At 42.2% G+C, this 25402-nt stretch carries 30 protein-coding genes; 17 read left to right on the top strand and 13 right to left on the bottom strand.

The genetic code is table 11. The annotated features are described in order from the left end of the window. The first annotated feature begins 80 nt into the window (after positions 1 to 80). Positions 81 to 629 (top strand): Uma2 family endonuclease, encoded by a 549-nt coding sequence (locus J4N22_RS01125; protein ID WP_207491829.1) that lies wholly within the window; start codon positions 81 to 83, stop codon positions 627 to 629. Between the two features lie 32 nt (positions 630 to 661). Here the strand turns inward: J4N22_RS01125 and J4N22_RS01120 are convergent, their stop codons facing one another. Both J4N22_RS01120 and J4N22_RS01115 read right to left on the bottom strand, forming a co-directional pair. Then, positions 662 to 1273 (bottom strand): glutathione peroxidase, encoded by a 612-nt coding sequence (locus J4N22_RS01120; protein WP_242692014.1) that lies wholly within the window; start codon positions 1271 to 1273, stop codon positions 662 to 664. 212 nt (positions 1274 to 1485) lie between these two features. Further along, positions 1486 to 2289: an LOG family protein gene (locus J4N22_RS01115; protein WP_242692013.1), complete on the bottom strand. Its 804-nt coding sequence runs from the start codon at positions 2287 to 2289 to the stop codon at positions 1486 to 1488. Between the two features lie 43 nt (positions 2290 to 2332). Between J4N22_RS01115 and J4N22_RS01110 the strand changes: the two genes are divergently transcribed. Beyond that, complete coding sequence (locus tag J4N22_RS01110) at positions 2333 to 3097, top strand: exodeoxyribonuclease III (RefSeq protein WP_207491827.1); 765 nt, start codon at positions 2333 to 2335, stop codon at positions 3095 to 3097. Positions 3098 to 3103: 6 nt separating this feature from the next. Here the strand turns inward: J4N22_RS01110 and J4N22_RS01105 are convergent, their stop codons facing one another. Next, a complete protein-coding gene (locus tag J4N22_RS01105) occupies positions 3104 to 4486 on the bottom strand; it encodes an aldehyde dehydrogenase family protein (RefSeq protein WP_242692012.1) in 1383 nt (460 codons plus the stop codon). A 73-nt stretch (positions 4487 to 4559) separates the two neighbouring features. On the opposite strand from J4N22_RS01105, the gene J4N22_RS01100 reads away from it, so the two are divergent. The 3 genes from J4N22_RS01100 (at position 4560) to J4N22_RS01090 (ending at position 6473) form a co-directional block, all read left to right on the top strand. Then, positions 4560 to 5006 carry a nucleoside deaminase gene (locus J4N22_RS01100; RefSeq protein ID WP_207491826.1) on the top strand — a complete coding sequence of 149 codons (447 nt, stop codon included), beginning with the start codon at positions 4560 to 4562 and terminating at the stop codon, positions 5004 to 5006. A 196-nt stretch (positions 5007 to 5202) separates the two neighbouring features. Continuing rightward, positions 5203 to 5805 carry a superoxide dismutase gene (locus tag J4N22_RS01095; protein WP_207491824.1) on the top strand — a complete coding sequence of 201 codons (603 nt, stop codon included), beginning with the start codon at positions 5203 to 5205 and terminating at the stop codon, positions 5803 to 5805. A 68-nt stretch (positions 5806 to 5873) separates the two neighbouring features. Further along, the gene (locus tag J4N22_RS01090) at positions 5874 to 6473 is read left to right on the top strand and encodes a hypothetical protein (RefSeq protein ID WP_207491822.1); all 600 of its coding nucleotides are present in this window, start codon (positions 5874 to 5876) and stop codon (positions 6471 to 6473) included. Between the two features lie 86 nt (positions 6474 to 6559). Here the strand turns inward: J4N22_RS01090 and J4N22_RS01085 are convergent, their stop codons facing one another. Further along, positions 6560 to 7234: a YiaD family glycine zipper/OmpA-like lipoprotein gene (locus J4N22_RS01085; RefSeq protein ID WP_207491820.1), complete on the bottom strand. Its 675-nt coding sequence runs from the start codon at positions 7232 to 7234 to the stop codon at positions 6560 to 6562. A 91-nt stretch (positions 7235 to 7325) separates the two neighbouring features. Then, positions 7326 to 7979 carry a porin family protein gene (locus J4N22_RS01080; protein WP_207491818.1) on the bottom strand — a complete coding sequence of 218 codons (654 nt, stop codon included), beginning with the start codon at positions 7977 to 7979 and terminating at the stop codon, positions 7326 to 7328. Between the two features lie 244 nt (positions 7980 to 8223). Here J4N22_RS01080 and J4N22_RS01075 point away from each other — a divergent pair, with 244 nt between their 5' ends. Together J4N22_RS01075 and J4N22_RS01070 are read left to right on the top strand one after the other, a co-directional pair. Continuing rightward, positions 8224 to 8568, top strand: a complete 345-nt coding sequence (locus J4N22_RS01075) for a response regulator (RefSeq protein WP_207491816.1) — start codon at positions 8224 to 8226, stop codon at positions 8566 to 8568. 190 nt (positions 8569 to 8758) lie between these two features. Then, positions 8759 to 9118 carry a hypothetical protein gene (locus J4N22_RS01070; protein ID WP_207491814.1) on the top strand — a complete coding sequence of 120 codons (360 nt, stop codon included), beginning with the start codon at positions 8759 to 8761 and terminating at the stop codon, positions 9116 to 9118. Between the two features lie 51 nt (positions 9119 to 9169). Here the strand turns inward: J4N22_RS01070 and J4N22_RS01065 are convergent, their stop codons facing one another. The 7 genes from J4N22_RS01065 to J4N22_RS01035 all read right to left on the bottom strand — a co-directional run bounded on the left by J4N22_RS01065 (position 9170) and on the right by J4N22_RS01035 (position 16290). Beyond that, complete coding sequence (locus J4N22_RS01065) at positions 9170 to 10303, bottom strand: NAD(P)/FAD-dependent oxidoreductase (RefSeq protein ID WP_207491812.1); 1134 nt, start codon at positions 10301 to 10303, stop codon at positions 9170 to 9172. After that, positions 10293 to 10991 (bottom strand): methyltransferase domain-containing protein, encoded by a 699-nt coding sequence (locus J4N22_RS01060; RefSeq protein WP_207491810.1) that lies wholly within the window; start codon positions 10989 to 10991, stop codon positions 10293 to 10295. Before J4N22_RS01060 ends, J4N22_RS01065 begins: the two co-directional genes overlap by 11 nt. Continuing rightward, positions 10988 to 12070: a 3-oxoacyl-[acyl-carrier-protein] synthase III C-terminal domain-containing protein gene (locus tag J4N22_RS01055; RefSeq protein WP_207491808.1), complete on the bottom strand. Its 1083-nt coding sequence runs from the start codon at positions 12068 to 12070 to the stop codon at positions 10988 to 10990. Before J4N22_RS01055 ends, J4N22_RS01060 begins: the two co-directional genes overlap by 4 nt. Beyond that, positions 12063 to 12926 (bottom strand): UbiA family prenyltransferase, encoded by an 864-nt coding sequence (locus tag J4N22_RS01050; RefSeq protein ID WP_242692011.1) that lies wholly within the window; start codon positions 12924 to 12926, stop codon positions 12063 to 12065. Before J4N22_RS01050 ends, J4N22_RS01055 begins: the two co-directional genes overlap by 8 nt. 109 nt (positions 12927 to 13035) lie before the next feature. Beyond that, the gene (locus J4N22_RS01045; RefSeq protein ID WP_207491806.1) at positions 13036 to 13347 is read right to left on the bottom strand and encodes a hypothetical protein; all 312 of its coding nucleotides are present in this window, start codon (positions 13345 to 13347) and stop codon (positions 13036 to 13038) included. Between the two features lie 90 nt (positions 13348 to 13437). Then, positions 13438 to 15771 (bottom strand): PAS domain-containing sensor histidine kinase, encoded by a 2334-nt coding sequence (locus tag J4N22_RS01040; protein WP_207491804.1) that lies wholly within the window; start codon positions 15769 to 15771, stop codon positions 13438 to 13440. 78 nt (positions 15772 to 15849) lie between these two features. Further along, positions 15850 to 16290 carry a response regulator gene (locus tag J4N22_RS01035; RefSeq protein WP_207491802.1) on the bottom strand — a complete coding sequence of 147 codons (441 nt, stop codon included), beginning with the start codon at positions 16288 to 16290 and terminating at the stop codon, positions 15850 to 15852. Positions 16291 to 16707: 417 nt separating this feature from the next. Between J4N22_RS01035 and J4N22_RS01030 the strand changes: the two genes are divergently transcribed. The 8 genes from J4N22_RS01030 (at position 16708) to J4N22_RS00995 (ending at position 23050) form a co-directional block, all read left to right on the top strand. After that, positions 16708 to 17070: a hypothetical protein gene (locus J4N22_RS01030; protein ID WP_207491800.1), complete on the top strand. Its 363-nt coding sequence runs from the start codon at positions 16708 to 16710 to the stop codon at positions 17068 to 17070. Between the two features lie 12 nt (positions 17071 to 17082). Further along, complete coding sequence (locus J4N22_RS01025) at positions 17083 to 17736, top strand: hypothetical protein (RefSeq protein WP_207491798.1); 654 nt, start codon at positions 17083 to 17085, stop codon at positions 17734 to 17736. Further along, a complete protein-coding gene (locus tag J4N22_RS01020) occupies positions 17697 to 18443 on the top strand; it encodes a sensor histidine kinase (protein WP_207491796.1) in 747 nt (248 codons plus the stop codon). The genes J4N22_RS01025 and J4N22_RS01020 overlap by 40 nt, the downstream gene beginning before the upstream one ends. Next, the gene (locus J4N22_RS01015) at positions 18443 to 19105 is read left to right on the top strand and encodes a response regulator transcription factor (protein ID WP_207491793.1); all 663 of its coding nucleotides are present in this window, start codon (positions 18443 to 18445) and stop codon (positions 19103 to 19105) included. The genes J4N22_RS01020 and J4N22_RS01015 overlap by 1 nt, the downstream gene beginning before the upstream one ends. A 72-nt stretch (positions 19106 to 19177) precedes the next feature. Next, positions 19178 to 19459 carry a DUF427 domain-containing protein gene (locus tag J4N22_RS01010; RefSeq protein ID WP_207491791.1) on the top strand — a complete coding sequence of 94 codons (282 nt, stop codon included), beginning with the start codon at positions 19178 to 19180 and terminating at the stop codon, positions 19457 to 19459. A 101-nt stretch (positions 19460 to 19560) separates the two neighbouring features. After that, the gene (gene egtB, locus J4N22_RS01005; protein WP_207491789.1) at positions 19561 to 20709 is read left to right on the top strand and encodes an ergothioneine biosynthesis protein EgtB; all 1149 of its coding nucleotides are present in this window, start codon (positions 19561 to 19563) and stop codon (positions 20707 to 20709) included. Positions 20710 to 20714: 5 nt separating this feature from the next. Further along, complete coding sequence (locus J4N22_RS01000) at positions 20715 to 21659, top strand: L-histidine N(alpha)-methyltransferase (RefSeq protein WP_207491787.1); 945 nt, start codon at positions 20715 to 20717, stop codon at positions 21657 to 21659. A 59-nt stretch (positions 21660 to 21718) separates the two neighbouring features. Then, entirely contained in the window at positions 21719 to 23050 is a 1332-nt protein-coding gene (locus J4N22_RS00995) for an erythromycin esterase family protein (RefSeq protein WP_207491785.1), read from the top strand. A gap of 3 nt (positions 23051 to 23053) precedes the next feature. Here J4N22_RS00995 and J4N22_RS00990 read toward each other — a convergent pair whose 3' ends face one another. Continuing rightward, complete coding sequence (locus J4N22_RS00990) at positions 23054 to 24394, bottom strand: hypothetical protein (RefSeq protein WP_207491783.1); 1341 nt, start codon at positions 24392 to 24394, stop codon at positions 23054 to 23056. Between the two features lie 250 nt (positions 24395 to 24644). Between J4N22_RS00990 and J4N22_RS00985 the strand changes: the two genes are divergently transcribed. Together J4N22_RS00985 and J4N22_RS00980 are read left to right on the top strand one after the other, a co-directional pair. Continuing rightward, entirely contained in the window at positions 24645 to 24980 is a 336-nt protein-coding gene (locus J4N22_RS00985; RefSeq protein WP_207491781.1) for a phage holin family protein, read from the top strand. Positions 24981 to 25001: 21 nt separating this feature from the next. Next, on the top strand, positions 25002 to 25313 hold the full coding sequence (locus J4N22_RS00980) for a GNAT family N-acetyltransferase (protein ID WP_207491779.1): 312 nt from the start codon (positions 25002 to 25004) through the stop codon (positions 25311 to 25313). Positions 25314 to 25402: the final 89 nt, after the last annotated feature.

Below are 25402 nucleotides of genomic sequence, written 5' to 3'. Positions count from 1 at the left end.
TCTTTACGCCTTTGCTTTTTGCAGCTTTCTGTCGCAGGAGCAATATTTGTATATTTGAGATAAAAGGGGCAGCTATGCGAATGGCAACATCAGACCGGATTTTTAGCGTGGACGAGTACATCAGGCATGAACTATCTGCCGCCACACGTCATGAATTCCTTAACGGTCAACTTTTTGAAATGCCGGGAGAAAAAGATATCAATAATGAGATTGCCCTTGCAATTGCTTTTCTTTTTATGCAAGTCCTAAAGTCCCGCGGCTACCAGGTTTACGCACACGATGTAAAAGTCAAGATCCACGGTGAAAACAAGTATTATTATCCTGATGTGTTTGTAACCAAAGAAGAAAAGACTGAAGACAATATATACATCAAGAAAGAGCCTGTGCTGATAGTAGAAGTAGTATCAGAAAGTACTCAGGTAAACGATTATGTAGATAAATATATCGACTATACAAAGATCCCTTCGCTTAAGTATTACCTAATAGTAGAACCTGAGACCATGTTGCTCACCATGTACAAACGCAGCGAAGGTGGTGAGTGGACAACTTTCAAATTCACCAAAGCGGAAGAAGATGTGAAGCTGGATGACCTTGATGTATCGTTTAAACTTCAGCAGGTATATCCTTAATGATCTACTTCCCCGTACAAAAAAATAGAACACTACTTCAGTCCAAGCGCATGTATCACTTGTTTACTTAATGGTGAAACACCTGCACCAAAATAATGCGTCAGTATACCTTGCTCATTCACCAGGTACTTGGTAAAGTTCCAACCTGGCTCCTTGTCGTTCCAGCCATTCTTCTCTTTCTGTGTCAGCCACTGAAACACTTCATGCTGTCCTTCTCCTTTACGAACCCGGCTCTTCTTCACCAGCGGAAACTGGATGCCGTAGGTGCCGATGCAGAAGGTGGCTATCTGTTCATCTGTTCCCTTTTCTTGTTCTTTAAAATCATTGGACGGAAAGCCAATGATCTCCAGCTTGCCCCTGTACAATTCCTGCAGCTTCTTTAGCTCACTTAGCTGTGGAGTATAGCCGCACTGCGAGGCTGTATTTACCACCATTACTTTCTTGCCCCTGTATTGAGAAAAGTTAATGGGTGTGCCATTGTTAGCTAAAGCTTTTAATTCGTGAAAAGAAGCGTCTGGCGCCACATCTTCTATATTGATCCCGCTGCTGGTATTCATACCAAACACTTTACCTGCTTTTAGCAGTACGGGGTAGATCGTCCTGAATATTCGTCTTTTGATGCGGATGGTTTTTTGTTGTGTCATACAATAGCTTTTTCAATTGTGGCAGCAGTAGGTATACAATAGTCGTGATCTCTGTGCAGTTATAGTTCTAACACTTCAACATGCTTTAAGGTTAAAGAATTGAACCCTTGGCTCAACCCGGGGGTTGCCGATGAACGGACTGCGTCCCCGCAATAAGCGGGGCAGGCGCAACGATGTTCAACCGGAGTTACAACTGCCGGAGCCATCCTTTTTTACACCACCGTTGGCTCCTTCACCTTGCTTGATTGCTTTTCAAGGAAGCCCCAGAATGGTTTTGGCCTCTTGGTGATTTTGTAGTTGCCGGTGATGTAGGTGCGGATGTGTTGCATCGCCTCATCGTAATCGTCTGTCAGCAGCACCAGCTTCAGGTCGTCTTCACTTATTGTTTGCTCTTTGGCCAGGAAGTGCATGTAGTCCATCAGCGGCTGGTAATATTCTTTGCCGTACAGCACTATTGGGAACTGCGTGATGGTTTTGGTTTGCACCAGTGTCAGCGTTTCAAAAAATTCGTCCATGGTACCAAAGCCACCTGGCATGATGATGAACGAGTACGAATATTTGACGAGCAGTGTTTTGCGCACAAAAAAATGTTTGAACGTAAACCACTTGTGCATGTAAGGGTTGTGCGCCTGCTCAAACGGCAGGTAGATATTGCAGCCAACGGAGTAGCCGCCGTTCTCGAAAGCGCCGCGGTTGGCCGCTTCCATGATACCTGGTCCGCCGCCAGTGAGCGTGGTGAAACCTATTTCGGCAATGCGTTTGCCGAATTCACGAGCAGCCTCGTAATAACGATGTCCTTCCTTGAAACGTGCGGAGCCGAAGACGGTAATGCATGGACCTATGTAGTGCAACGTACGAATGCCGCGTATCATTTGCCAAAATACATGCACCGCAAACTTAAACTCCTTCCACCGGCTCTTCGGCCCTTCCAAATATTCCTCAAGGCGGTTGTTGATAATTCTTTTGTCTTTGCTCATGCTATAAAGTTCTCCATTTACAATCAGTTGTGTGTGCAAGCGATTAATTTGCACCACTATCAAGAGTATAAAAACTATTCCTATGCGCATCATCACTTACAATGTCAACGGTATCCGCAGCGCGGTGAAGAAGGGATTTTACGAGTGGCTGGCAACTGACCCCGCCGATATTGTATGCCTGCAGGAGGTGAAGGCGCAGCGTTCTGATATTGATATTGCTTCCATTGAAACGATGGGCTACCACACCCAGTGGTTTTGTGCGCAGAAAAAAGGCTACAGCGGCGTGGGCATACTTAGCAAGATAAAACCTGACAACGTGGTGGAGGGATGCCAGATAGAACAGAGTGACCTGGAGGGACGTGTTATAAGAGCCGACTTCGGCGACATCACCATCATCAATGCATATTTCCCTTCAGGTACAATGGGCGATGTGCGACAGGCTTACAAGTATGTATGGCTGGATGAATTTCTTGATTGGTTGCTGGAGCTGCGTAAGACGCGTTCCCAGCTGATCGTGTGCGGCGACTACAACATTGCTCATAGAGAAATTGACCTGCACAGCCCAAAGACCAACAAGAAGACCACGGGTTTTCTGCCTGAAGAGCGTGCATGGTTTGATAAGTTCCTAGCAAATGGATTTGTAGATGGCTTGCGCGAAATAACTCAGGAGCCTGCACAATATACGTGGTGGAACCAGCTACGACCCAGCATCCGCGAAGAGAACAAAGGCTGGCGCATTGACTACATCAATGTGACAGAAAACCTCCGCCACCGCATCAAAGACGCAAAGGTGCTCCCGCACATTAAGCACAGCGATCACGGGCCAATGTACCTGGAACTGGAATAGGATTCATTACTTAAAGAACCATTTCAGGAACTTCAACTTTCCTTTATAAGGCGGGTATTTTACTGAAGGATCGATCCAGGTAGCTGTTTCTAATACACTCTTAGGCCGGGTAAAAGTGTCGAAGCTAAACTTGCCATGATATGAACCTACACCACTATTGCCTACACCTCCAAAGGGTAGTTCGGCGTTGGCAAGATGCACCAGCGTGTTATTGATACAGCCTCCACCAAAGGATACTTCATCCAGGAATTTTACCTGGTTCTCTTTCTTGTTACCAAAATAGTAGAGTGACAATGGGTTTGGATTTTGCTTGATTATCTGAAGCGCTTCATCATGGTGCTGAAATGATAGTACCGGTAATAAAGGGCCGAAAATTTCTTCCTTCATGATTGGTTGATCAAGGGAAACATTTTCAATCAATGTTGGCGATATGTACAAGTCTTCCTTATCAGTTTTACCACCTTCAATGATTTTTCCTTGCTGTAGAAAATCTGTCAGCGTAATCCATCTTCTTTCGTTTACAATGCGTCCATAATCACTTGACTGCTGCGGATTGCTGCCATAGAAATTATGTATTGCCTGCTGCATATGCTTTACCAATTCAGCCTTGCGATCTTTGTGTACAAGCACATAATCAGGAGCCACACATGTTTGCCCCGCATTGGTGAATTTGCCCCAGGTGATCCGTTTGGCTGCCACAGCCAGGTCAGCATCGGCATCTACAATGCAGGGAGATTTACCACCCAACTCTAGTGTTACCGGCACTAGTTGTGGAGCCGCCAGTTTATTGATCTCTTTTCCTACAGCTATACTACCGGTGAAAAAAACATTATCAAACCGGTAGTTATTCATAAGGCCAGGCACTACCTGTGCTCCATCACCTTCTATTACTTTTATAAAGTTTGGATCAAAGGTTTCTTGAATGATTTTGGAAATGATGGCGGAAGTATGCGGCGTAAGTTCAGATGGTTTTAGTACAGCACAATTGCCGCCGGCTATGGCACCAACCAGCGGCGCCATCATCAACTGGAAAGGATAATTCCATGGTGCAATGATGAGAACCACACCCAGTGAAGCAGGAATGATCTTACTGCTGCTGGGGAAGAGTACTACAGGTGTTTTAACCGTTGTGGGCTGCATCCATTGCCGCAAGTGTTTTAATGCATGAGATATTTCAGCATACATAAAACCTATCTCTGTGGTATATGCCTCCTCTTTTGACTTTCTTAAATCTTGAAACAATGCGGCTGATATAGCTTCCTCATTTTCTTTTATTGCCACCTTTAGGCGCTCCAGCTGCAGCTTCCTGAACTGATAGGTGCGGGTGGTACCAGAAGCGTAAAAATCTCTCATCCCTTTCCAGCCACTTTCCGTCAGCATAGCTTCCATATTGTGCATTTAATTACAAAGTAATCAATATAAGGTTCTGCAGCTGCATTGCCAGCATTAGTACTTTTACAACATGATTGAGTACAACGATGAACATTATATGCGGCAGGCACTGCGCGAAGCACAGGAAGCATACCTGGAAGGTGAAATTCCTATAGGTGCTGTTGTTGTTATTAATAATAAAATTATTGCCCGCGATCATAACCGGGTGGAGCGTTTAAATGATCCTACTGCACATGCGGAAGTACTGGCTATAACGGGAGCATGTAATTCGCTAGGTGCAAAATATTTACCGGATGCCACTATCTATGTTACCATTGAACCTTGCCATATGTGTGCGGGTGCCTTGTACTGGAGCAAAGTGAAGCGAATAGTATTTGGAGCATTTGATGAAAAGCAAGGCTACCATAATTTCTGTGCAGAGAAAAATCCTTTTCACCCAAAAGCTGAGGTGGTGAAAGGTATACTTGCTGATGAATGTGGCAAGCTGATGAAAGATTTTTTCAAAGAAAGAAGATAAGACCGTAGCCCCGGCAGGAAATATGCAGAACTCCAATTCTAACAGATTCTAAAGTTCTATAGAAACATGAGTTCTTTTTAAAGATGCATCTTCTTGCGATTTCAGAAACATTTCATTCTGTTCTGCTCTGTTCAACAGATAGCATTTAAATTTGCTGCTCATTACATTTATCTTCAAACAATTAAAATCAATACACATGGCATTTACACTTCCAAATCTCCCTTATGCACACGAAGCATTGGAACCACATATTGATGCGCAAACCATGCAGATACACCATGGTAAACATCACCAGGCATATGTAGACAACCTGAATAAAGCAATAGCAGGCACTGAACACGAGGGTAAATCATTGGAAGAGCTTGTAGCTTCTGCAGGAAGCATCAGCCCGGCAGTACGCAACAATGGCGGCGGTCACTGGAACCACAGTTTCTTCTGGGAGATCCTTTCACCAAATGGTGGTACTCCATCTGGTGAGTTGTCAGATGCTATCAATAGCACCTTTGGCTCATTAGAAGAACTAAAAGCTAAAGTAAATGCAGCTGGTGCTACACGCTTTGGCAGCGGCTGGGCATGGATCATCGTAAAAGATGGCAAGCTGGAAGTTACTTCAACTCCTAACCAGGACAATCCACTGATGGATGTAGCAGAAGTAAAAGGCACTCCTATTTTGGGTATGGATGTTTGGGAGCATGCTTATTATTTGAAATATCAGAACAAGCGCCCTGACTACCTGACCGCTATCTGGAATGTGATTAACTGGGATAAAGTAGCAGAACATTTTAAGGCTGCACAATAAGTGCAATAACTGTTTTAATTTTCAGCCCCGGCGATGTTGCCGGGGTTTTTCTTTTTAAATATCTAAACATGAAAAGAGTCTTCTTATCTGCACTATGCACACTTACAATTATTGCATCGTGTAATACTCCTACCAAAAAGAAAGTATTGGTAATGGGCAAAGGCACATTAACAGCAAGAGAAAATTCCGTTACACTTAAACAAGGATCAGGATACGCTGAAGCAACAGTTCAACTTACTGATGATAAAGAAAGCCAGTTGAGCGTAGATGTAGATGGTAGTAAAAAAGATGTAGCTGTTCCGGCAGGTGAAGGTTTTTACATGTTGAACCTAAGAACGGATACAATTGTAGGAGCTAAGCAAAACATAGGCACTGACCTAAGCTCCGGAAAAGTTATGACACAGGAAGAGCTGAAACTGAAGATTGATAGTCTTGTACAACTTACTACCGGTGCTAATGTGAAGCAAGGTGGCACCAACTTCATTATCGCACCTAACCAGGTTGTAAAAATTTCTGGCAACGTTAATGCACGTGTTTATGGTCCTTTTACCAAAATACCGGGCGCTATAGATGCAGATCCTGATGGAAAAGAAGTGGAACTGTATAAATTTTATACAAACCAGGAAATGCGCGACTTGATTGAAAAACTTAGGAAGCAGACATACTAGTCTCTCTACTTTTGATATAAAAAAGCTATCGATATCGATAGCTTTTTTTGTTGGCACAAAGTGCCGGTATTATTTTTTAAAGAATATTAGCCATTGCTTTCACGCTTAGCTTCTTCTACCATTTTCTCGTTGGCGTAAATGGCAAATTCCACTCTCCTGTTCTTAGCCCTGTTTGCTTCAGAGTCATTAGGATACTTTGGCTGTGTTAAACCATACCATGCAGTTTTAAGCCTTGATGAAGCTATGTTCTGGCTTCTTAAGTAATCAGCTACAGATTTTGCTCTTCTTTCGCTCAAGGTCATGTTGTGGCTGGCAGAACCAGTATTATCTGTATGACCTTCTATCAGTACATAAGTATCAGGATACTTATTAAGCACCTCTGCCAGCTGACGAATATTTCCCTGTGCAGTGGCATTAAGAGAAGATTGATTGACACCGAACAGCACACCTGATTCAAATGTTACGTTTATACCTTCTTCCACCCTTTTTACTTCAGCTCCGGGTATCTTAGCCATTTCTTCAGCCTGCTTGTCCATTTTTCTACCAATTACACCACCGGTAACGCCACCAACAGTAGCACCAATGATAGCTCCCAGTGCAGTGTTGCCTGCCGCTTTTCCTACACCTGCGCCTACTGCACCACCAGCACCTGCACCTATAAGTACACCTTTCTGTTGCTTATTCATGGTTTTACAACCTACACCCATAGTGCCGGCAATACATAGAACAAGTAATGAGTTTTTAATAGTCCTTATCATCATAAATATTCATTTTGTTCCGGGTGAGAAGCACAAAGTGGTTCTTTATTCCGGATAGTGAAAACTAAATCTTAAAGAGCTTGTTATCCCGGTGTTACAACCCGAAGTTCACGCCTAAATTCAGCCCGAGGTTCCTGTTTTTATGCTGAACATTTGTGTTGTTGTTGTCAACAATATCTCTTAAGCCATGGTAGTATGTTACATCAGCTACCAACCATGTACTTTGAACCAGCCTATAGTGAATTCCACCCGCACCCTGCAAGCCAATATCAAAGCTGTTCCATACATCTTTAGAACGTGCTGAAGAAATAGGTGAAACAACGCCTGACTGGTTGCGAACGGAGTAAGTAGTTTTACCACCCATTAAAAATCCAAGTGATGGGCCTGCTGATAATTTTGGTCTTAATCGATGTCCTGGTTTACCAAAAAAGTAGATGGCTTTAATTGGAACGCGTAAATAATCCAGGCTGATCTCGTGAATGCCTACTGAGTTATTTGGCAGAGCATTATCTGTTCTTCCGCCTTCAAACGAATATTTGACATCGGTGCCAATTCCAAAATTTGGATGTGCACTAAAAACCATTGAGAGCCCCACATTTCCATGGGTTTTAAATTTCTTGTTTTGCACATTGTCGATCCAGGTGCTACCTACACCGGCGTTCGGACCCAATGAAAATCTTGACCTGGACTGTGCATTTGCTGTTACCGCACATACCCCTAATACAGCAGCTAATAAGTACTTCTTCATGTATAAAATCTGTTTGAGCAGAGGACGGCAATTTCCTTGCCACCAGCAGATTCTTTACCTTCAGGCAAGGGTTGCTATCCTACCCCAAAAGCCCTCAAAGCCCCGTCGGCTATAACTATTCTTTGTACAAATGAAATTTTCTTTAAATTCCTCCGTTATTTGTGAAATTGTTTCTACAGAAGCCGGCAAAAAAACTTGCTGACAATGTAAAAGACAGTGGCAATATTTTTTAACCGCTTTGCGCATGGATAAGAAGAAAGTATTAATTATTGATGATGAGGTAGATTTCTGTTTACTGATGCAATTCTATTTATCCAAGAAAAATTGCGAGGTAAGTATTTCTCATACTCTTCAAGATGGGCTGGGCCTTTTAAAAAACAACGAACCTGATATTGTCATTCTAGATAATAATTTACCTGACGGTCTTGGATGGCCTGCAGCTAAAAATATATTGGACGCTGTTCCCGATGTTCATCTTTTTTTGATAAGCGCTAACAAGCCAATGCACAAACCGGATATCACAGATTCGCAGTGCCAGGTGGTTGAAAAGCCCATTTCCATATCCCAAATAGATAACTTTCTTAAATAATAGACGCACAAAGATCTTCAGCTTATAGTTGCTGGTCTTTGTGCGCATTCTTCTATCCATTTTACTCCTTAATCGAACAATTAGTCTTTCCGATTACTGATTTGTATTCCTGCTTCTAGCTTTGTTATCCACTTTATGTTGTGGCGCAATGGTATAGTTTTTACTACTAATACAGCATAAACTAAAGATTATGGAAGACACACAGGGACTTAATAATCAGAATGTTGATAATCCTCCTAAAATAAAAGAAGGCGGAGCTACAAGCTCTGACACTAAAACAGCGAATGATTCCGGGGAATCGGCTGTACAGGAAGGAGATGAGATAGTAACAAACCAGGATGAGCAAACACAGGTGGTAAATGAAGAATCCCCTGAAGAATTCCTGGATAATGTAAATGTAGAAACTACTCCTAAAGATCAAGGAAGGCTGTCAAGTCATTTCTCTCTGAACGAAGAAGAAGATGATGATGAGGATGACGACGACGATGATGACGGAGTAGCAATAGGTAACGACCCGGATGAAACGAGTAAGAAGTTACCAGTTATGTAGTGTAAAGCATATAAATGACCTGCAGGTAATGAGCCCGCAGGTCTTTTCTTTTTAAAAAGGTTTTCCATGGGTAGATCGGATAAGCTGCCTTGACAATGGCGGCAACATATTCATCATCCTGAGGAAAATGCCTGTAGTAGCAGGATCTCCAAAAAAGCGTTGAACCAATCTTCCCCAGTATAGCCTGCTGGCAAATTGCTGTTTCCAAAGGCGGCTGTATTCTCTTTCCATCTCCTTCCGGCCAATACGCTTTTGCATAAAATCGTTTACTACTTGAAAGCATATCTTGCTTCCGTGGATGGCCATACTCATACCGTTTCCACAAAGAGGAGTTATTAATCCTGCTGCATCACCAACCAGCAAAACATGGTTTTGTACATTTACTTTGGGCTGAAAGCTTATTTGCGAAATGGCCAGTGGCTCATCATACAAAAATTCAGCGGTAGAAAAAATGCGCTTTAGCTGCGGGTTCTTTGCCAGCAGTGTTTGCTCCATTTTGTCAATTGATCCGCCAGCAGCTTTCAGTTCTTTAGCTGTGGTAAGGTAGCATAAGCAGCACTTTTCATCCTCAATTTTCGAGATGCCACAATAGCCATTTTTGAAATTATGCAGCGCTATCTGGTTGGCCTGTTGCGGATACCTTACGTGGTATTTTACACCAATATAATTTTCACCACTAGTTTTCTTTTCAGTGAAAGAGCGTTTCCATTTTACATCCAGGTTGCTTCTTTTGCCAAAACTACCTACTACAACAGCTGCAGTACATGGATGAAGCTGGCTTTCTATAACAAACTGCTCCCCTTCCAGCCTTACATCATTTACTTTTTCATGAACAAAAGCGACTCCTTTATGTACCGCAATCTGATATAGAGCATAATCGAGGCTGTAGCGGCTGATACCAAAACCACCCAGCGGCAATCTAAAATTATAACCCTTACCCGCCACATCGCTTACATACAGTTGATTGATATAAGGAACACCAAAAGCAGCCGGATTGAAACCGAGCCGCTGGAGAAATGCATGGCTTTCCATGCTGATGTATTCGCCACAAACTTTATGAAACGGGTACTGCTCTTTTTCAAAAACTATAGTAGTATAACCTTGTGTAGCACATTGGATAGCCATACAAAGGCCGGCCAAACCACCACCCACAATAGCTACCTGGTATGACTGATTATGCTGCATGTTTATACCACAAAAGATACCTGAAGGCCCAACGCCATTTTAAATGAACTGGTAACGTTTGGGCATTTTTGCACAACCGCAGTAGCTCATTCTTTTTAAAGCCCCGAAGCACACTCAAGGGTGCGTCGTGTTTTACAAGGTAAGATGACGAGAATAGTGCAGTTAAACCCTTGATACTATAATAAGCCAATGGATGCCGCTGCAGGTCGTTCACAAAAAAACCAAGGCGACTGTTCTTGCTCATCCATGCAAACTGCTCCTGCAACTCACCTTCATTGAAGTGGTGACAGAACAAGCTTGAAAAAATGATGTCTGGCTTTTCTTGAAAATTCACTGATCTGTAATCTGAAACAAACAACTCCGCAGAAGCAGGAAGTCGTCCACTGGTACGGGCATAAGCAATACATTCTTCTTTCAAGTCAATCCCGATCAAGTTTACATTCACTCCTTTTTTAAGTGCATAATTTTGAATAGCTATAAGGTTGTCACCGCCGCCACACCCAATCTCGCAAACAGAAACCTGTTTTTTACCTGCTGCCAACTTTTTAAACCCGCTGATCGTAATGCTATGCCCGCCTAAATAAGTGTTGATGAAATTGAGCTCTTTCATGTTTTGCTTGATGTCAGCAAAGGGAATATTATCTGCGTCTAAAAGCTCTTTTAGTGGCGACCTGCTGCTAAAACTCATGCTCTGCCTGCTATAAAAGTTTCCATTGTTAGGCCCGGGCCAAAGGCTAAACCAAACATGTTCATTTCACCTGTGGGATTACTTTCCAAAATTTCTTTGAGCACAAAAAGTATGGTGGGTGAAGACATGTTACCGTATTCCGACAGCACCTTCCTTGAGTAATACAGGTCCTCATTCTTCAGGTTTAGCTGGTCTTGTATCACGTCCAATATCTTTTTTCCGCCAGGGTGTATACACCAGTGCGTGATATCGTCGTTGCAGAGGTTGTTCTTCTTCAGGGCATTTTGTACAAGCAGGGCTATATCTTCCTGTATAAGTTGCGGGATAAATGCACTTAGAGTCATCAGGAAGCCGTGCCTGCCCAACTCCCATGTCATATCACATTTACCCTTGTAAGCCACTTCAGAAAAGAAGTGCTTCAGCTGCAAAGGGTTTTCCTTTTCGATACAATTTGAAATAAGCACAGCTGCACATCCATCTGCAAACAGCAGGCTGCTGGCGGCATTGTCGAGCGTATAATTCTGCTGAAAATGAATGGTGCACAATTCAGTGCACACAATTAAAACATTTGCATTGGGTGTTGTGTCACAAATCATCTTAGCCATCTTCAGCGCGTGAATGGCAGCATAACAGCCCATAAAATTCACGGATGTACGAAATATGTTTGGCGATAGCTGCATTGCTTCTGTAAGCTGAAGATCTAACCCGGGCGCACTCATACCCGTACAACTTACCGAAATAAGGTGCGTTAACTCCTGAGGCTCCACGTAACCATCAATGCATTTATTAGCCGCTTCAATAGAAAGTGGCAGCGCATGCTTAGCATACAGTTGCATGCGCTCCTCCAGCGATGGAGGCTCCTGGTGACTTGCAGAAACAAATGCGCCTTCGCCATCTGTATCTCCAAAATCTTCCAAAACTGAATGACGTTGAGCGATATCGCTGTGCCTGTATAGATACGCCAGCTTCCGCGACTCCACAGCATCCAGCTGAAACGCCTTTTGCATGAACTGCATAATATTCCCCTGGTGGTGACAATGTGCAGGAACAGCTGTTTGTATTGAAATGATATTAGCCACGATGCTGTAAAAAGATAATTGTGATAAATGCAAGGCTGGTACATGTGCTGGCCAGCCAGTTCATATTCATTGTTTTTTTAAAAGAGGCGTTTTCGGGTTGCTTCCACACCTGCATCATCCACCATAGAAAGTAAATAATGACCGGCAGAAAAAAGAGGTTCATCACCAGGAACATGTTCATCATTTCGTGCTGCCTGAAGTACAGGAACAAAATGAAAAATGCTACCAGGTACATTGCTCCGCAAAAAATGAATGTTCCTGGTTTGCCTAGTTTCATACTGATTGTTATCACTCCATCTTTTGCATCTGCTTCATGCTGGTATACCTGTGTTATGGGGTAAAAACCTCCTATTAAAAAGGAAGCTGCTACCAATCCTTGCCAGGGAATACTTGCAGTAACTTCCGGCTGTACTCCATGCCACACAAGCCAAAACACAAGTGCACCCTGGTTGGCAATAACTGTTAAATATCCTATTACAGGATATTGCTTCAGACGCACTCCCCTGTAACTATACAACCTAGAGCAGGTGATATAAAAAATTACACCAATTGCAAAGTATAAGGAGACAAAGCATGATAGCAGCACCGCCAGCACATCCATACTAATGGTAACAACAAACAACTGCCGCGTTGGTTGCAATGGATTTGCTAATCCTCCAATACTCGTCTCATCTTTATCCATGTAGCTGTTGTACCCATTGCTGGACGGGTATAGCAGCAAGTGAAGAATGATGAATACAAGGATGGCTTTCCAGATATTGATGCTACCAGCAAAACTTAAAGCAAACCAGTAAACTGGCATCAGGAAATAAGAAAATGGAATACGCAGTAGTTGTATGGTGGAACGGGATAACAAATAGTATTGGGTTAATTATCAGGAGCGTTATTAATAAAAATAACCATAACATCTTATAAACTGTTATGATTATTTTTTCTACTGGTTACTAAACCAGAGATAGATATGGTTACATGATCTCGCCAGCGCTATGACCGCCACCTGCTCCTAGTCCACCACTACCGGTATCCAGTCTATCGGATGCTTCGTTTGAACGGGTAGTAGAGCTGCGGTTTCTATCAGCATAACGCAGTGCGGATGTCCTTCTTTCTTCGCCAGCAGCATGACGAGCTGCATTAGCCTGTGCCGCATCTGATTTTCCTTCATCAGAATCATCCTGGTTTGCGTTGTTGCCTTCGCTACTACTTTGCTGTTGCTGATCCATTTCTGTTTGACCCAGGTCTTCATTTACACCTTGGTTCTCTTCATTTATATCTGCCATAGCATTTTGTTTTTATAGTTTATAATGATATATAAGGTAAAAAAACATGCCACCAATTAGGCAAATGTGCGTATCGAAAGAAATGGTCTGTTAATCTGCGGGAAGAAAGATATTAAATGTAGCTCCTATACCAGGCTCACCGACTGCCGAAATGAAACCATTGTGATTTTGCATGGTTTTTCTGCAAATGGCCAGCCCTATTCCCGTACCAGAATATTCGTGCTTTCCGTGCAGCCGCTGGAAAACTTCAAATATCTTTTCTGCATATTCTTGCTCGAAGCCAATGCCGTTATCTTTTACTGAAATACAGAAGAAAGAATTATTGTTTTGATAATGAGCTAGTGGAACCGCGGAAGCAGGCACTTCTTTATAAGAAATTGCAATCTGTGGTTGTTCACCTGCCTTGCGGTACTTAATAGAGTTGAGCAGCAGGTTTTCAAGCATTTGTTTAAACTGTACGCGGATAATTTTGGCCTGTGGAAGAGCTTCTGATGTGATGATGGTTCCTGTTTCTTCAATAAGCTCTTTCAGGTTTGCCTGTACATCTTTCAGTACAAGGTTAAGATCGTGGAGCTCAAAATCTTTGGGAGAAGTATTGGTTCTCGAAAGCGTAAGCAGATCGTGTATCAGGTTTTGCATGCGCCTGCTTGCGCCCTCCATCCGCATCAGGTAGTCTTTGCCGCTGTCAGACAAGTTGTTCATCTCCTTTTCCATGAGCCTTTCGCTAAAAGTGCGGATCTTTCGCAGGGGCTCTTGCAGGTCGTGGCTGGCTACATAGCTAAACGACACAAGTTCGTTATTCGACTTTTCCAGCTCCTGGTTCTTCTCTTCCAGCGATTTATTAAGCATATCCAGCTTTTCAGCTACCTGCTTCAGTTCTGTGATATCATGCGTGATAGAAAGAACAGCGAATGTTTCATGATTATCGTCCTGCAGTGGTAGCAGGTAACTTTGGTAGTGGCTGTTGGTGGCTGCTGAGTATTGGTTGTGATAACGGAAGGACTTCCCCTTTAGCGCCTCAAGCAGGTCGTTGTACCTATGATCATCTTTTAAATAAGGGAACACTTCCAGCACATGCTTCCCCAGTACATCCTCTTTCATTTTCTTGAAACGCTGTTCACTGGTTTTGTTCCAGGCTACAATATGCATTTGCTTATCGTATGCCGCTATAGCGTCCACACTGGTATCAATAAGCGTTTCAGTAAATGATGATCTTTCCTGCAGCTCACGGTTTAGCTGCTCCATAGTATGAGCAGCTTTTTTTATCTCTGTAAGATCATGCGTTATAACAAGTACACCGTACAGCATGTTATCTTGCTTCAACGGTGTGATATAACTTTCAAAATAGCCTTCTATATTATTGTACTTACGATCTTTCAGGTGGGTACTTTCGCCTTTCAACGCCATCTCTAAAGAAGCTTCTATCTCTGTTCCTTTTACGTAGGGAAATACCTCAGTAACTTTTTTACCTAACACCTGTTTCCGCGGAAGATTATACTTTAGCTCACATTGCTTGTTCCACCAAATAAACTGAAGCTCTGTATCGTAAGCAGCTATCATGTCTATGTTGTTCTCACTGATACACTCCGATAGCAGCGTTCTTTCTTTTAGTTGCTGAAGTACATTTTGTTCGTCGGTAATATCCCGCACAGTACCAATTAGTATATCATCACCTTTACTATTGGTAATCTTATGGTGCCTGCTGTTGATATACCTTGTTTTACCATTTGGCAGCAGTATCCTGTAATTACTGGTGAGGATAGTTCCTGTAGCTCTCCTGGCATTTATTTGATCCTGGATAAACTGGCGATCGCCAGGATGTACCACTCCTAAAAAGAACTCAAGTGAAGGTTCAATCTCGCCGGGATTTACTCCAAGTATCCGGTATAGATTGTCCGAATACTTCATTTGGTTGGTGTGGAAATTCCACTCATAACTACCTGTGTTAGCAATAACCTCAGCGTGCTCACTTATTTCAGCTTTTATCTTCAGCTCTTCATTGGCTGCCTGCAGTTCTAGCTCCAATATGCGCTGCCGTGTTACATCCTGGAAGCTTCCCCTTTTCACTGGGTGACCATCTTCATCAATCAGGTTTGTGCACCAGGCGTGCAAGCATTTCTTTTCTTTAGCAGGAGTATAGATACTAAAATCAAATTCAACAGTTTCCTGGAAGGTGCCATCTTGTAAATACTGATGAACCCGCTGCTTATCTACCGGGTCTACCATTTCCAGCGCATCCGCCAGCGAGATCTTATTATTTTCTGTTACAGCAAGACCATGCACCATGAACATGGCATCAGTCCATAGTAACTCATGCGAAAGAAGGTCGAGTTCAAAACTACCAACCAGCGTTACAGTTTGCGAAGTTTGAAGGAGGTGTAACTTTTTTGCTAATGGCTTTTGACTGGCTTGCTTTTGAAGCATACGGAACTATTATGATACAAAATTCAAATTTGTGAATTATATAAATATCACTCACCGCATCCTTTACAACAAATAAACTTAGGGAGTTAAGCTGGCACATTCAGTCCAAAAGCGTCCCAGCTTGCCTATCGTATTGTGCCATTCAGTAGCAGTTTGTGGCTTGGTAATAAAACAATTTGCCCCAAGCTCGTAAGCAAGTTTGATATCGCCAGCAGCTTTAGAAGTGGTAAAAATGACAACCGGGATAGACCTAAGATCCTCATCTGCTTTCAACTCCTTTAATGTCTCAAATCCGTTTTTCCGTGGCATGTTGATATCCATTATGATCAGGTGCGGTTTCAGCTTTGCTTTGTTATTTGAAGTTGTGCTTCGAAGAGTTTCCAGCAATGCCTGGCCGTTATCCACCTCATTCACATCGGCTTTTACCTGGTTCTCCAGGAGAGATTCTTTTACTAGTTGCACATCTTCTACATCATCGTCGGCAACAAGTATCCGCAGGTATTTAAAGGTTGTTGTCATGATAGCAAGGGTTCTTAGGTTATTTGCAAGATATTAGAAAAAGTGCATTAGTGAAAGCAAAGGCAAAGGGTATTTCAAATGTTTTTTAGCAACGGTAGTAAAAAGCATCATTTAAAATGGATTACCTGGAAAAGGTGGATAAAAAAAGATGCTCCTCTCGAGAAGGAGCATCAACGGCAAATACTTTTAACCCCCATTAAAAATTTGCCGAACGAGTTTTGGTTGCTGAACGACTTGTTGTGAAAACAAAGGTAGGGTGACCTGTAGCAACTAATGGTAGCACTCTTACGCAATCTGCTGCGTGATTTTCCGCAATTTTTTGTCGCTTATTACGCACAACATCGCGAAATATCCCGCTGGTTTAGTTCGATAACTCCACTTAATATTGCAGACTAACTGCCCAACCTTATGCCCGCTATGCCCCACCTTATTCCTTTTGAACAAGCTATTGCCATGACTCAAACGTACAGGCAGCAAAAGGATAATATTTTACAAGAGCAATACAGGAAAGAAGCTTTACTTCCGCTATGCGAAACATTTGATAAGAAATCAGTGGAAGCCCTATTGTCGCAAGCAGGCTGTGAGAGCCTGCGTATCTATTATGGCATGCAGCAGGATCTGTCAGTACATGCCATTTTAGTAGGTGTAGATGCTGATGGTAACGACATGCTTCCGGCAGCTGTTTTACAAGGTGGCGATGCTGAAAATAATGGTGAACTGCTGGAAGATGCACAAAGATGCCCGATCAATTGTCCATCACCTTCACCTTTAAATAGGTAAGCCTAATCGCAAATGCTACAGCTCTTACACCATGCAAGCTGGATGTCGTCTTTTTTGCCGGCTATAGCGGCTGTTTTTCATTTTAAAAAAACGCATCCTTCGTTTTATCCATTCCTTGTTGTATTGTGGCTTGGTATATTCAACGAATTGCTGACCCTGGTTTTTGTAAAATTTACTGGCAACAATGGATTGAACGGAAATGTATATGTGCTACTGGAAGGACTGCTGATATTGTGGCTGTTTAAAAACTGGGGTAGGCTGCAGGGTAAGATCATAAATTTTCAAACCTTATTACTTGTCTTTATCGGCACATGGGTAACCGACAACTTCCTACTCAGCAACATTTATACATCCAATAGCATTTACAGGTTTGCTTATTCTTTTATCATTGTATTTCTTTCTCTACACCAAATGAATTTTGTTATTGTGCGCGAAAGAAGCACCATTTTAAAAAATGCTTCCTTCTTAATCTGCCTTTCTTTTGTCATCTTCTTCACCTACAAAGCAATCATAGAAGTCTTCTTTGTCTCTGATGCTGGTCTTAGTAAAACCTTTTATGGGCGGCTCTTTCACATTCTGCAATTTGTGAACTTACTATGTAATATTCTTTATACTATTGCGGTTCTATGGATCCAAAAGAGGCTAAAATTTATCTTACCCTATTGATTGCTGCAGTCATTGTTGGCGTCATAATCAGCTTCTTCATCATCTCCCTGATCAGGCACCAAAGGCGCAACCTGCAGTTGCATAAAGAAAAGATACAAGCAGAAATTATTACTCTTGAGCGCGAACGGAAACGTATGGCTTCAGACCTACACGATGAACTGGGGCCGGTGCTTTCTGCAGTTAAAATGCAGATAAACAGCGTGGATGTTTCTGACGAAGATGAAGAACTAATAGAAAAAGCTAGTAAACATCTTGATAATTCTCTTCAGCGAATAAGGGAGATCTCTAACAACCTGATGCCCGTAGCACTGGTGCGAAAAGGTTTTGTAACTGCATTGAATGAATACGTTGATAATATAAACCGGACTGGTAAACTTTCTATCCAGTACAACAGTTCAACTGGTGATCTCTTGATAGATAAAGACAAAGAGATTCACCTGTACAGGATAGCGCAGGAGATCATTCATAATGCTATCAAGCATTCTGGTGGATCAACCATGAAAATACAAATAGCGAAGAAGCAGGACATGGTGATCCTGGAGATATCTGATAATGGAAAAGGTTTTGACCAGGTAAGTGTTTCTAAAGGAAGTGTGGGCCATGGACTGGGCAACATATTGAGCAGAGTAGAGATTTTGCAAGGTGATGTGTATGTAGATACAGCAGCAGGAAAAGGCGTAAAATACAATATTGAAATTCCGGCATAATGGAGGCAGAGAAAATAAGATTGCTGATAGCAGACGACCACGAGGTTTATAGAGATGGCTTGAAACTCCTTTTGCGCAAAGCAAAAGAAATAGAAGTGGTGGGTGAAGCGGAAGACGGAATAGAACTGATTTCCATGGCGGGAAAGCTGCAACCGGATGTGATACTTACAGATATCAAGATGCCTCGTATGGACGGGGTAACGGCTACTAAAAACCTGCTGGACAACGGCAATAAAGCTGCAGTAGTAGCCTTATCTATGTTTGATGAAGACAGCCTGATAGTAGATATGATAGAGGCTGGCGCTAAAGGTTACCTGCTTAAAAATGCCGATAAAAAAGAGATCATTGAAGCAATAAAAACGGTTCACACAGGCGAACCCTATTATTGTAAAGATGCTAACCTTCGCCTGAGTAAGTTGGTGCTTAAATTAAAAAGTAAACAAGAGCCACCACCAGTGGTGGAATTTACTGAAAAGGAAATGGAAGTTATTGCGCTCATTTGCCAGGAAAAAAACAATAAAGAAATAGGTGACATCCTGTTTGTGAGCCATCGCACAGTGGAGCGCTACAAGCTAACACTGATGGAAAAAATGAATGTAAAATCATTAGGAGGGATAATCATTTACGCGATAAAAAATGGCTTGTACCACATTGATTCTTAATATAGGCGTCTCTCTTTTATAATCTTCCAAGGCATCATTATTGCACGTTGCTTTAGCGTTAAATAATTGAGCATGAAAGCAATATGGAATAATGAAGTGATTGCAGAAAGCGACAACACCGTTGTGGTAGAGAATAATCACTACTTCCCTAAATCATCTATCAATACAGATCTTGTAAGAGCTTCTATTACTAAAACTACCTGCCCCTGGAAAGGCGAAGCATCTTATTACGATATCATCGTAGGTACTGAAGAAAATAAAGATGCTGCATGGTACTACCCACACCCTAAACCTGCAGCTGAGAATATAAAAGATCGTGTTGCTTTTTGGAAAGGAGTGCAGGTTGTTCCTTAGCCAATTATATACCCTCATGCAATTGCAAACAACCTTTTGCTTAAACAAATGTTGTAAGTGATGTACCACATCAAACAGCTTTTCAAAAATCAAAAGTATCAATGACGCTCGTTGAAAGATACCAGGATGTAAGGCAGCGAACGGAAGCTATTTGCAAACCTCTGCAAACAGAGGATTACGTAGTACAACCTGTTGTTGATGTCAGTCCTCCTAAATGGCATATAGGCCATACCACGTGGTTTTTTGAATCTTTTATTTTACAGCCTTATGCTCCTAATTACAAAGTTTTTGACCCGGCTTACAATTATGTATTCAATAGCTATTACGAAACGGTAGGTGCAAGAGTGATACGTACGGACAGGGGTAATCTAAGCCGACCAACTGTAGCTGATATTTTTTCGTATAGAAAATATGTAGATGCCGCTATGATGGCTTTTCTCTCCCATAACTACACATCCAACCTGCAGGAACTGGTAGAACTTGGGCTGAACCATGAAGAGCAACACCAGGAACTATTGCATACAGATATCAAATACATTCTTGGCCACAATCCATTGTTTCCAGCTTATAAAACAGGTGATGAAAACCCGGTTCTTGCTGGTTCACAAGATGAATGGATAACAATGAACGAAGGAATATATGACATAGGCTATGAAGGTGAAAGTTTCTGTTTTGATAATGAGCTGGGCAGGCATAAAGTATACCTGCAACCATATTCGATAGCCACTTCTTTGGTATCTAATGGTGCTTATATAGAATTTATATCAGCAGGAGGATATACTGATTTTCGACATTGGCATTCGGAAGGTTGGGAGTGGGTGAAATCAAACAATATTAGCAGCCCCATGTATTGGCACCAAATAGATGGTACTTGGCATCATTATACAATGCAGGGACTTCAACCTGTAAAGGAAGATGAGATACTAAACCATATCAGCTTTTACGAAGCATCGGCATATGCCGCGTGGAAAGGCATGCGCCTGCCAACAGAATTTGAATGGGAAGCTGCATCAGGTAAATTAGATTGGGGACAGAGATGGGAATGGACAGAGAGCGCTTATTTGCCTTACCCGGGATTTAGTAAAGCACCCGGAGCTATTGGAGAATACAATGGCAAGTTTATGGTAAACCAAAAGGTACTACGAGGCGCTTCACAGGTTACTTCTCCGGGACATAGCCGGCATACCTATAGAAACTTTTTTCACCCACACCTGCGGTGGCAACACACCGGTATCCGGCTGGCTAAATAATGAGCATGGACCAATTTCTTCAAGAAGTTATTAAAGGGCTTTCGTCTTCACCAAAGCAGCTTGATTCAAAATATTTTTATGATGCTACAGGTGATCAGATTTTCCAGCAGATAATGCATAGCGAAGAGTATTACCTGACGCGCTGCGAAATGGAAATATTCCAAGAGCAATCAATCAAAATCGCATCTGCACTTACAGCCATTTCACCAACATTTGATATTGTAGAACTAGGTGCAGGAGATGCTACTAAGTCTGTGCACCTGCTGAAACAGCTATCAAACATGGGCATTAGCTACAGTTACATGCCTATTGATATTTCCAACAATGTAATTCAACAACTGGAGAAACAACTACCGCTACAGGTGCCAGGCATCAACATCCAGGGTTTGAACGGCGAGTACTTCAGCATGCTCGAGAAGGTGAAAACTTTATCCAACAACATAAAGGTCATCCTGTTTTTAGGTTCCAACATAGGCAACATTCCAATTGAAGAAAGCCAACACTTCTTAACCGAACTTCGGTCGCATCTCAATCCACGTGATCTTGTATTTATTGGCTTTGATCTGCAGAAAGATCCACAGGTTATCCTGGATGCTTATAATGATAAGGCCGGGCTTACACGCGATTTCAACTTCAACTTACTGCGCAGGATTAACAGCGAACTTAGTGGCAATTTCCAGCTTCAACATTTCAAACATTTCCCAACCTATGATCCCGGTACCGGTGCATGTAAAAGCTACCTTGTAAGCATGCAGGATCAGCAGGTAGAGATAGCTGATCATACTTTTCATTTTAAACAATACGAGGCTGTATTTATGGAAGTATCGCAGAAATATCTGCCACAACAGGTTGACGATCTTGCCAGCCAAAGTGGCTTTAAGTCGCTGCAAAAGTTCTACGATAACAAACATTGGTTTGTGGATGTACTATGGCAGGTCTCAAACCAGTAAAGGCAAACTTCTGAGGCATTTCTTTTGATGAACCTATGATGTACCATCAATAGATACTTATGCTGCGCGATATGGAAAGCTTTCCATCATGGAAACAAAAGGAAGTGGTTGACCAGGTGAGGCAGATTGCACATCCGCTGCAGACAGCACAAGACCTGGATCCGCTACTGAAAAGAATAGGTGATGCACGTATTGTAATGCTTGGCGAAGCATCGCATGGTACACATGAGTATTATACGTGGCGCGCACAGATCACCAGGCGACTTATCCAAGAAAAGAACTTCAACTTTATAGCCGTCGAAGGAGATTGGCCAGACTGTTATTCTATTAACAGGTACATCAAGCAATACACTACACATCAATCTGCTAAAGAAGTATTGAACAACTTCAACCGCTGGCCTACGTGGATGTGGGCGAATTGGGAAATAGCGGCTCTTACAGATTGGCTGTACAAACACAATGAACCTTTACCCAAAGAGAAGAAAGTAGGTTTTTATGGGCTGGATGTTTACAGTCTTTGGGATTCAATGCAAGCCATTAAAGAATACTTGCAAAAAGTAGATCCGGCTGCATTGCAGGTTGCCGAAGAAGCTTTTAGCTGTTTTGATCCTTATAAAAAAGATGATGGTCAGTCGTATGCTTATGCCAGCAGGCTGGTTCCGGAGCTGTGCGAGTCGGAAGTGGTGGCACTGCTGAAAGAGATACAGCGAAAAATGCCACTTCACGATTCTGATCATGAGATGGCTTTTAGTACTGAGCAGAATGCTTTGGTAGCCGTGAACGCAGAAAAATATTACCGGGCAATGATGCAAGGCGGCGCCAGCAGTTGGAATGTTCGAGACAGTCATATGTTTGAAACACTACAGCGCCTGCTTGATTTTCATGGACCAGACAGCAAGGTGATAGTGTGGGAACATAACACTCATATTGGCGACAGTCGCTATACAGATATGGCTGATGATGGCATGTACAATATTGGTGAGTTGGTGCGTGATCATTATAATAAAGAGGACGTGGTACTCGTGGGGTTCGGCTCTTATTTTGGAACTGTGATAGCTGCCAACAAATGGGGATCTACCATGCGCAAGATGAAGGTTCCTAAAGGCAGGCATGGAAGCTGGGAAGACCTGCTGCAACAGGCAGGTGAAGAAAATAAGTTGCTGTTACTCGATGAACTAACGCACCATGCAATGTATGAAGAGAGGATCGCGCACCGTGCTATAGGTGTGGTTTACAATCCTGAATATGAAATGTATGGCAACTATGTACCGAGCATCATCCCGCTTCGATACGATGCTTTTCTTTACCTGCACCAGACTACTGCACTGCATCCACTACACATAGAAGCAAAGGGCGGCGAGATGCCGGACACGTATCCTTTTGGTATGTAAATGCTAATGCCTCAAAAGCTGGTTACTGATAGAAGAGAATACACTTTGGCTTCCAGGAACAAGCCTGTCTTCCAGTGCAAAAGTTGAAGTCTCAATTTTCAATTCAGTCGCTTTGTTGGCAGCTAAACTTTCCAATGCTTCTCTAGGAACGCGTATTCTATAACTAAATTCCTTGCCAGCTCTTAATGAAGATGCAACCCCTGCATAAGGTAAAGCCACTACTTGCTTCGTTTCTAGTCGAATAAAAGCTGAATGTAATTGGCTAACATTTCCAGGCACTGCAGGTTTGAATTGGAGAATGAAATAATAGTTGGTATCTGCTCCACTACTAACAGCTTCGCCTCTTACTGTTGCATTTACAATATTAGAGACAGTATGTATTATATGATTGGAAGTGACCATTGTTCCTGGGCCGGAAGGTGTCAGTTTCCTGGCAGTCTTATTTAGCAGGCTACCGAACTTATAGTTGATTTGTAAGCTTGTATAATGGATAAGGTCGCTTCTACCTCTATGTTTTATACCATCCAAATGATCCGAGAATGCTACCGTAAGCCTGCGCTCCAGGCCTAGTTCAATTTTTTCATTCAGCGAAAAACCAAATCCCAAACCTGCATTGATCCCATAATAAAACTGGATCTTCTTTCTTTCGTGGTACGGCATGTTCTTATAATATGCCACTCTATCAAACCTGCCGTCCATCAATTGCTTCAATTGCTGGCGTACATCTTTTCTAGATGCATTGAAATTAATACCAGCGTAATTGTATGGTTGTTCATTAGCTGTTGCTGCATCAATAGATACGTCGGCGGAAAGTAAAGAATAACCTAGCATTCCATAAGTGTTCAGCTTATAAGCAGTTCTTGGTACGTGCCAGTTAAATATAGATGCAACTGCACTAGCAGATAGTCGGTGAATAGCTGCACGATAATTCGCTACAAATAGCCTGTTGTTTGGGTACAGATAATGCCAGGGATCATTAACTGAATTATCATTTATCCCTTCAGCCGTTCTTGGTGTCACATCCAATCCTTTATTGATTGAGCCTGTATAATCAGCACGAATAGCAAAAACGTTGTTGATGTTTCTTTGTAAAGAAAATCCACCACCCACACCGGTACGTGCTTTCACATCTCCAGATATTGATGATAATCCTCCATGCAACGAAGCTTGCCATTTGCTTTGCAACTGCGATGTACCAGCTGATGGGAGTAATAAAAAGAAGAATAGGACAATCATTGCAACAACTGCGTGTAAAATTTTTGCTAGCATTTCTATATCATATTTAATTCCCCAAACAATGGGAACATGTAACACGCTCAAAGAAGGATGCCATAGAACTTGCATGACATTTTTTAAGAATATGAAAGTAAAAGATTTTGCTGGAATAAATGTTCGTGCATATAGAATTAGAACCTGCCGCAACTCCATCGTACCGTTTTATCATACGTGAAAATGAACTCCTCACGCTGCCTTATAAGCCGCAACCACAGCAAAGTCAAATGGCATATTTGGTTACTCATAATATGGCAGCTGCATGTTCTTTTTACGAGGAATAATTTTTTAAGAACCATACACCAATTAAAATATCAGATAAATGGGCTTCATAATCGAACTTTTATTGAACGCATTGGTATTGCTTATTCTTTCAAACGTGATGAAAACGGTTCATGTACGCAGCTATAGCACTGCGCTCGGTGTAATAGTAGTAGTTGCTTTGTTAAACGCTACTGTTGGCGCACTGCTTCGTTTGCCACTGAACCTGGTGACATTGTTTTTACTCAGTTTTATTGTTCGTGTGATTGTAACTGCTGTTATGATAAAACTTGCCGACGTATTCTTCAAAGGATTTAAAGTAGATGGCTTCAAACCTGCACTCATCATTGCCATAGTGTTGGCACTGGTAGGCGCAGCGTTCTCTTTTATATGGTAGTGTTTAAATAAATGTTCAATCATGCAAGTAGATTTTATACCAAATGATAAAGGCGCTTTCGCTATTGACGAAAATGGAGAACGCATTGCAGAAATGATTGTTGGCATTTCCGGTGGTGAGATGTCCATATATCATACTGGTGTGGTGGAACGCATGCAGGGAAAAGGCATCGGTAAACAACTGGTTACTGCCATGGCGGATCATGCAAGACAGCATAACCTGAAGGTGATGATCTATTGTCCTTTCGTGAAGTCAATCTTTAAATTAAAGGCTGAAGAATATGCTGATATATGGGACCAGGATAAAGGAACGGCTATGCAGGGCATGAAGTAATTTATGCTGGACGTTTTGCCCATATCCGGTAAAGAAAATTCAGGAGAAGGTTGTAGTTGAATTTTATCCTTTTTGAATAGTTTTATCAG

The organism is Aridibaculum aurantiacum (assembly GCF_017355875.1).
Lineage (GTDB): Bacteria > Bacteroidota > Bacteroidia > Chitinophagales > Chitinophagaceae > Segetibacter > Segetibacter aurantiacus.
The sequence above is the reverse complement of the archived record's forward strand: the minus strand, read 5'-3'. Positions and strand labels throughout refer to the sequence as shown.

What these genes read in the sequence shown, in the direction of transcription:
- J4N22_RS01125 (WP_207491829.1), top strand. Translation starts at nt 81, where the DNA reads ATGGCAACATCAGACCGGATTTTTAGCGTGGACGAGTACATCAGGCAT.
- J4N22_RS01120 (WP_242692014.1), bottom strand. Translation starts at nt 1,273, where the DNA reads ATGACACAACAAAAAACCATCCGCATCAAAAGACGAATATTCAGGACG.
- J4N22_RS01110 (WP_207491827.1), top strand. Translation starts at nt 2,333, where the DNA reads ATGCGCATCATCACTTACAATGTCAACGGTATCCGCAGCGCGGTGAAG.
- J4N22_RS01105 (WP_242692012.1), bottom strand. Translation starts at nt 4,486, where the DNA reads ATGGAAGCTATGCTGACGGAAAGTGGCTGGAAAGGGATGAGAGATTTT.
- J4N22_RS01100 (WP_207491826.1), top strand. Translation starts at nt 4,560, where the DNA reads ATGATTGAGTACAACGATGAACATTATATGCGGCAGGCACTGCGCGAA.
- J4N22_RS01095 (WP_207491824.1), top strand. Translation starts at nt 5,203, where the DNA reads ATGGCATTTACACTTCCAAATCTCCCTTATGCACACGAAGCATTGGAA.
- J4N22_RS01090 (WP_207491822.1), top strand. Translation starts at nt 5,874, where the DNA reads ATGAAAAGAGTCTTCTTATCTGCACTATGCACACTTACAATTATTGCA.
- J4N22_RS01085 (WP_207491820.1), bottom strand. Translation starts at nt 7,234, where the DNA reads ATGATGATAAGGACTATTAAAAACTCATTACTTGTTCTATGTATTGCC.
- J4N22_RS01080 (WP_207491818.1), bottom strand. Translation starts at nt 7,979, where the DNA reads ATGAAGAAGTACTTATTAGCTGCTGTATTAGGGGTATGTGCGGTAACA.
- J4N22_RS01075 (WP_207491816.1), top strand. Translation starts at nt 8,224, where the DNA reads ATGGATAAGAAGAAAGTATTAATTATTGATGATGAGGTAGATTTCTGT.
- J4N22_RS01070 (WP_207491814.1), top strand. Translation starts at nt 8,759, where the DNA reads ATGGAAGACACACAGGGACTTAATAATCAGAATGTTGATAATCCTCCT.
- J4N22_RS01065 (WP_207491812.1), bottom strand. Translation starts at nt 10,303, where the DNA reads ATGCAGCATAATCAGTCATACCAGGTAGCTATTGTGGGTGGTGGTTTG.
- J4N22_RS01060 (WP_207491810.1), bottom strand. Translation starts at nt 10,991, where the DNA reads ATGAGTTTTAGCAGCAGGTCGCCACTAAAAGAGCTTTTAGACGCAGAT.
- J4N22_RS01045 (WP_207491806.1), bottom strand. Translation starts at nt 13,347, where the DNA reads ATGGCAGATATAAATGAAGAGAACCAAGGTGTAAATGAAGACCTGGGT.
- J4N22_RS01040 (WP_207491804.1), bottom strand. Translation starts at nt 15,771, where the DNA reads ATGCTTCAAAAGCAAGCCAGTCAAAAGCCATTAGCAAAAAAGTTACAC.
- J4N22_RS01035 (WP_207491802.1), bottom strand. Translation starts at nt 16,290, where the DNA reads ATGACAACAACCTTTAAATACCTGCGGATACTTGTTGCCGACGATGAT.
- J4N22_RS01030 (WP_207491800.1), top strand. Translation starts at nt 16,708, where the DNA reads ATGCCCCACCTTATTCCTTTTGAACAAGCTATTGCCATGACTCAAACG.
- J4N22_RS01025 (WP_207491798.1), top strand. Translation starts at nt 17,083, where the DNA reads ATGCTACAGCTCTTACACCATGCAAGCTGGATGTCGTCTTTTTTGCCG.
- J4N22_RS01020 (WP_207491796.1), top strand. Translation starts at nt 17,697, where the DNA reads ATGGATCCAAAAGAGGCTAAAATTTATCTTACCCTATTGATTGCTGCA.
- J4N22_RS01015 (WP_207491793.1), top strand. Translation starts at nt 18,443, where the DNA reads ATGGAGGCAGAGAAAATAAGATTGCTGATAGCAGACGACCACGAGGTT.
- J4N22_RS01010 (WP_207491791.1), top strand. Translation starts at nt 19,178, where the DNA reads ATGAAAGCAATATGGAATAATGAAGTGATTGCAGAAAGCGACAACACC.
- egtB (WP_207491789.1), top strand. Translation starts at nt 19,561, where the DNA reads ATGACGCTCGTTGAAAGATACCAGGATGTAAGGCAGCGAACGGAAGCT.
- J4N22_RS01000 (WP_207491787.1), top strand. Translation starts at nt 20,715, where the DNA reads ATGGACCAATTTCTTCAAGAAGTTATTAAAGGGCTTTCGTCTTCACCA.
- J4N22_RS00995 (WP_207491785.1), top strand. Translation starts at nt 21,719, where the DNA reads ATGCTGCGCGATATGGAAAGCTTTCCATCATGGAAACAAAAGGAAGTG.
- J4N22_RS00990 (WP_207491783.1), bottom strand. Translation starts at nt 24,394, where the DNA reads ATGCAAGTTCTATGGCATCCTTCTTTGAGCGTGTTACATGTTCCCATT.
- J4N22_RS00985 (WP_207491781.1), top strand. Translation starts at nt 24,645, where the DNA reads ATGGGCTTCATAATCGAACTTTTATTGAACGCATTGGTATTGCTTATT.
- J4N22_RS00980 (WP_207491779.1), top strand. Translation starts at nt 25,002, where the DNA reads ATGCAAGTAGATTTTATACCAAATGATAAAGGCGCTTTCGCTATTGAC.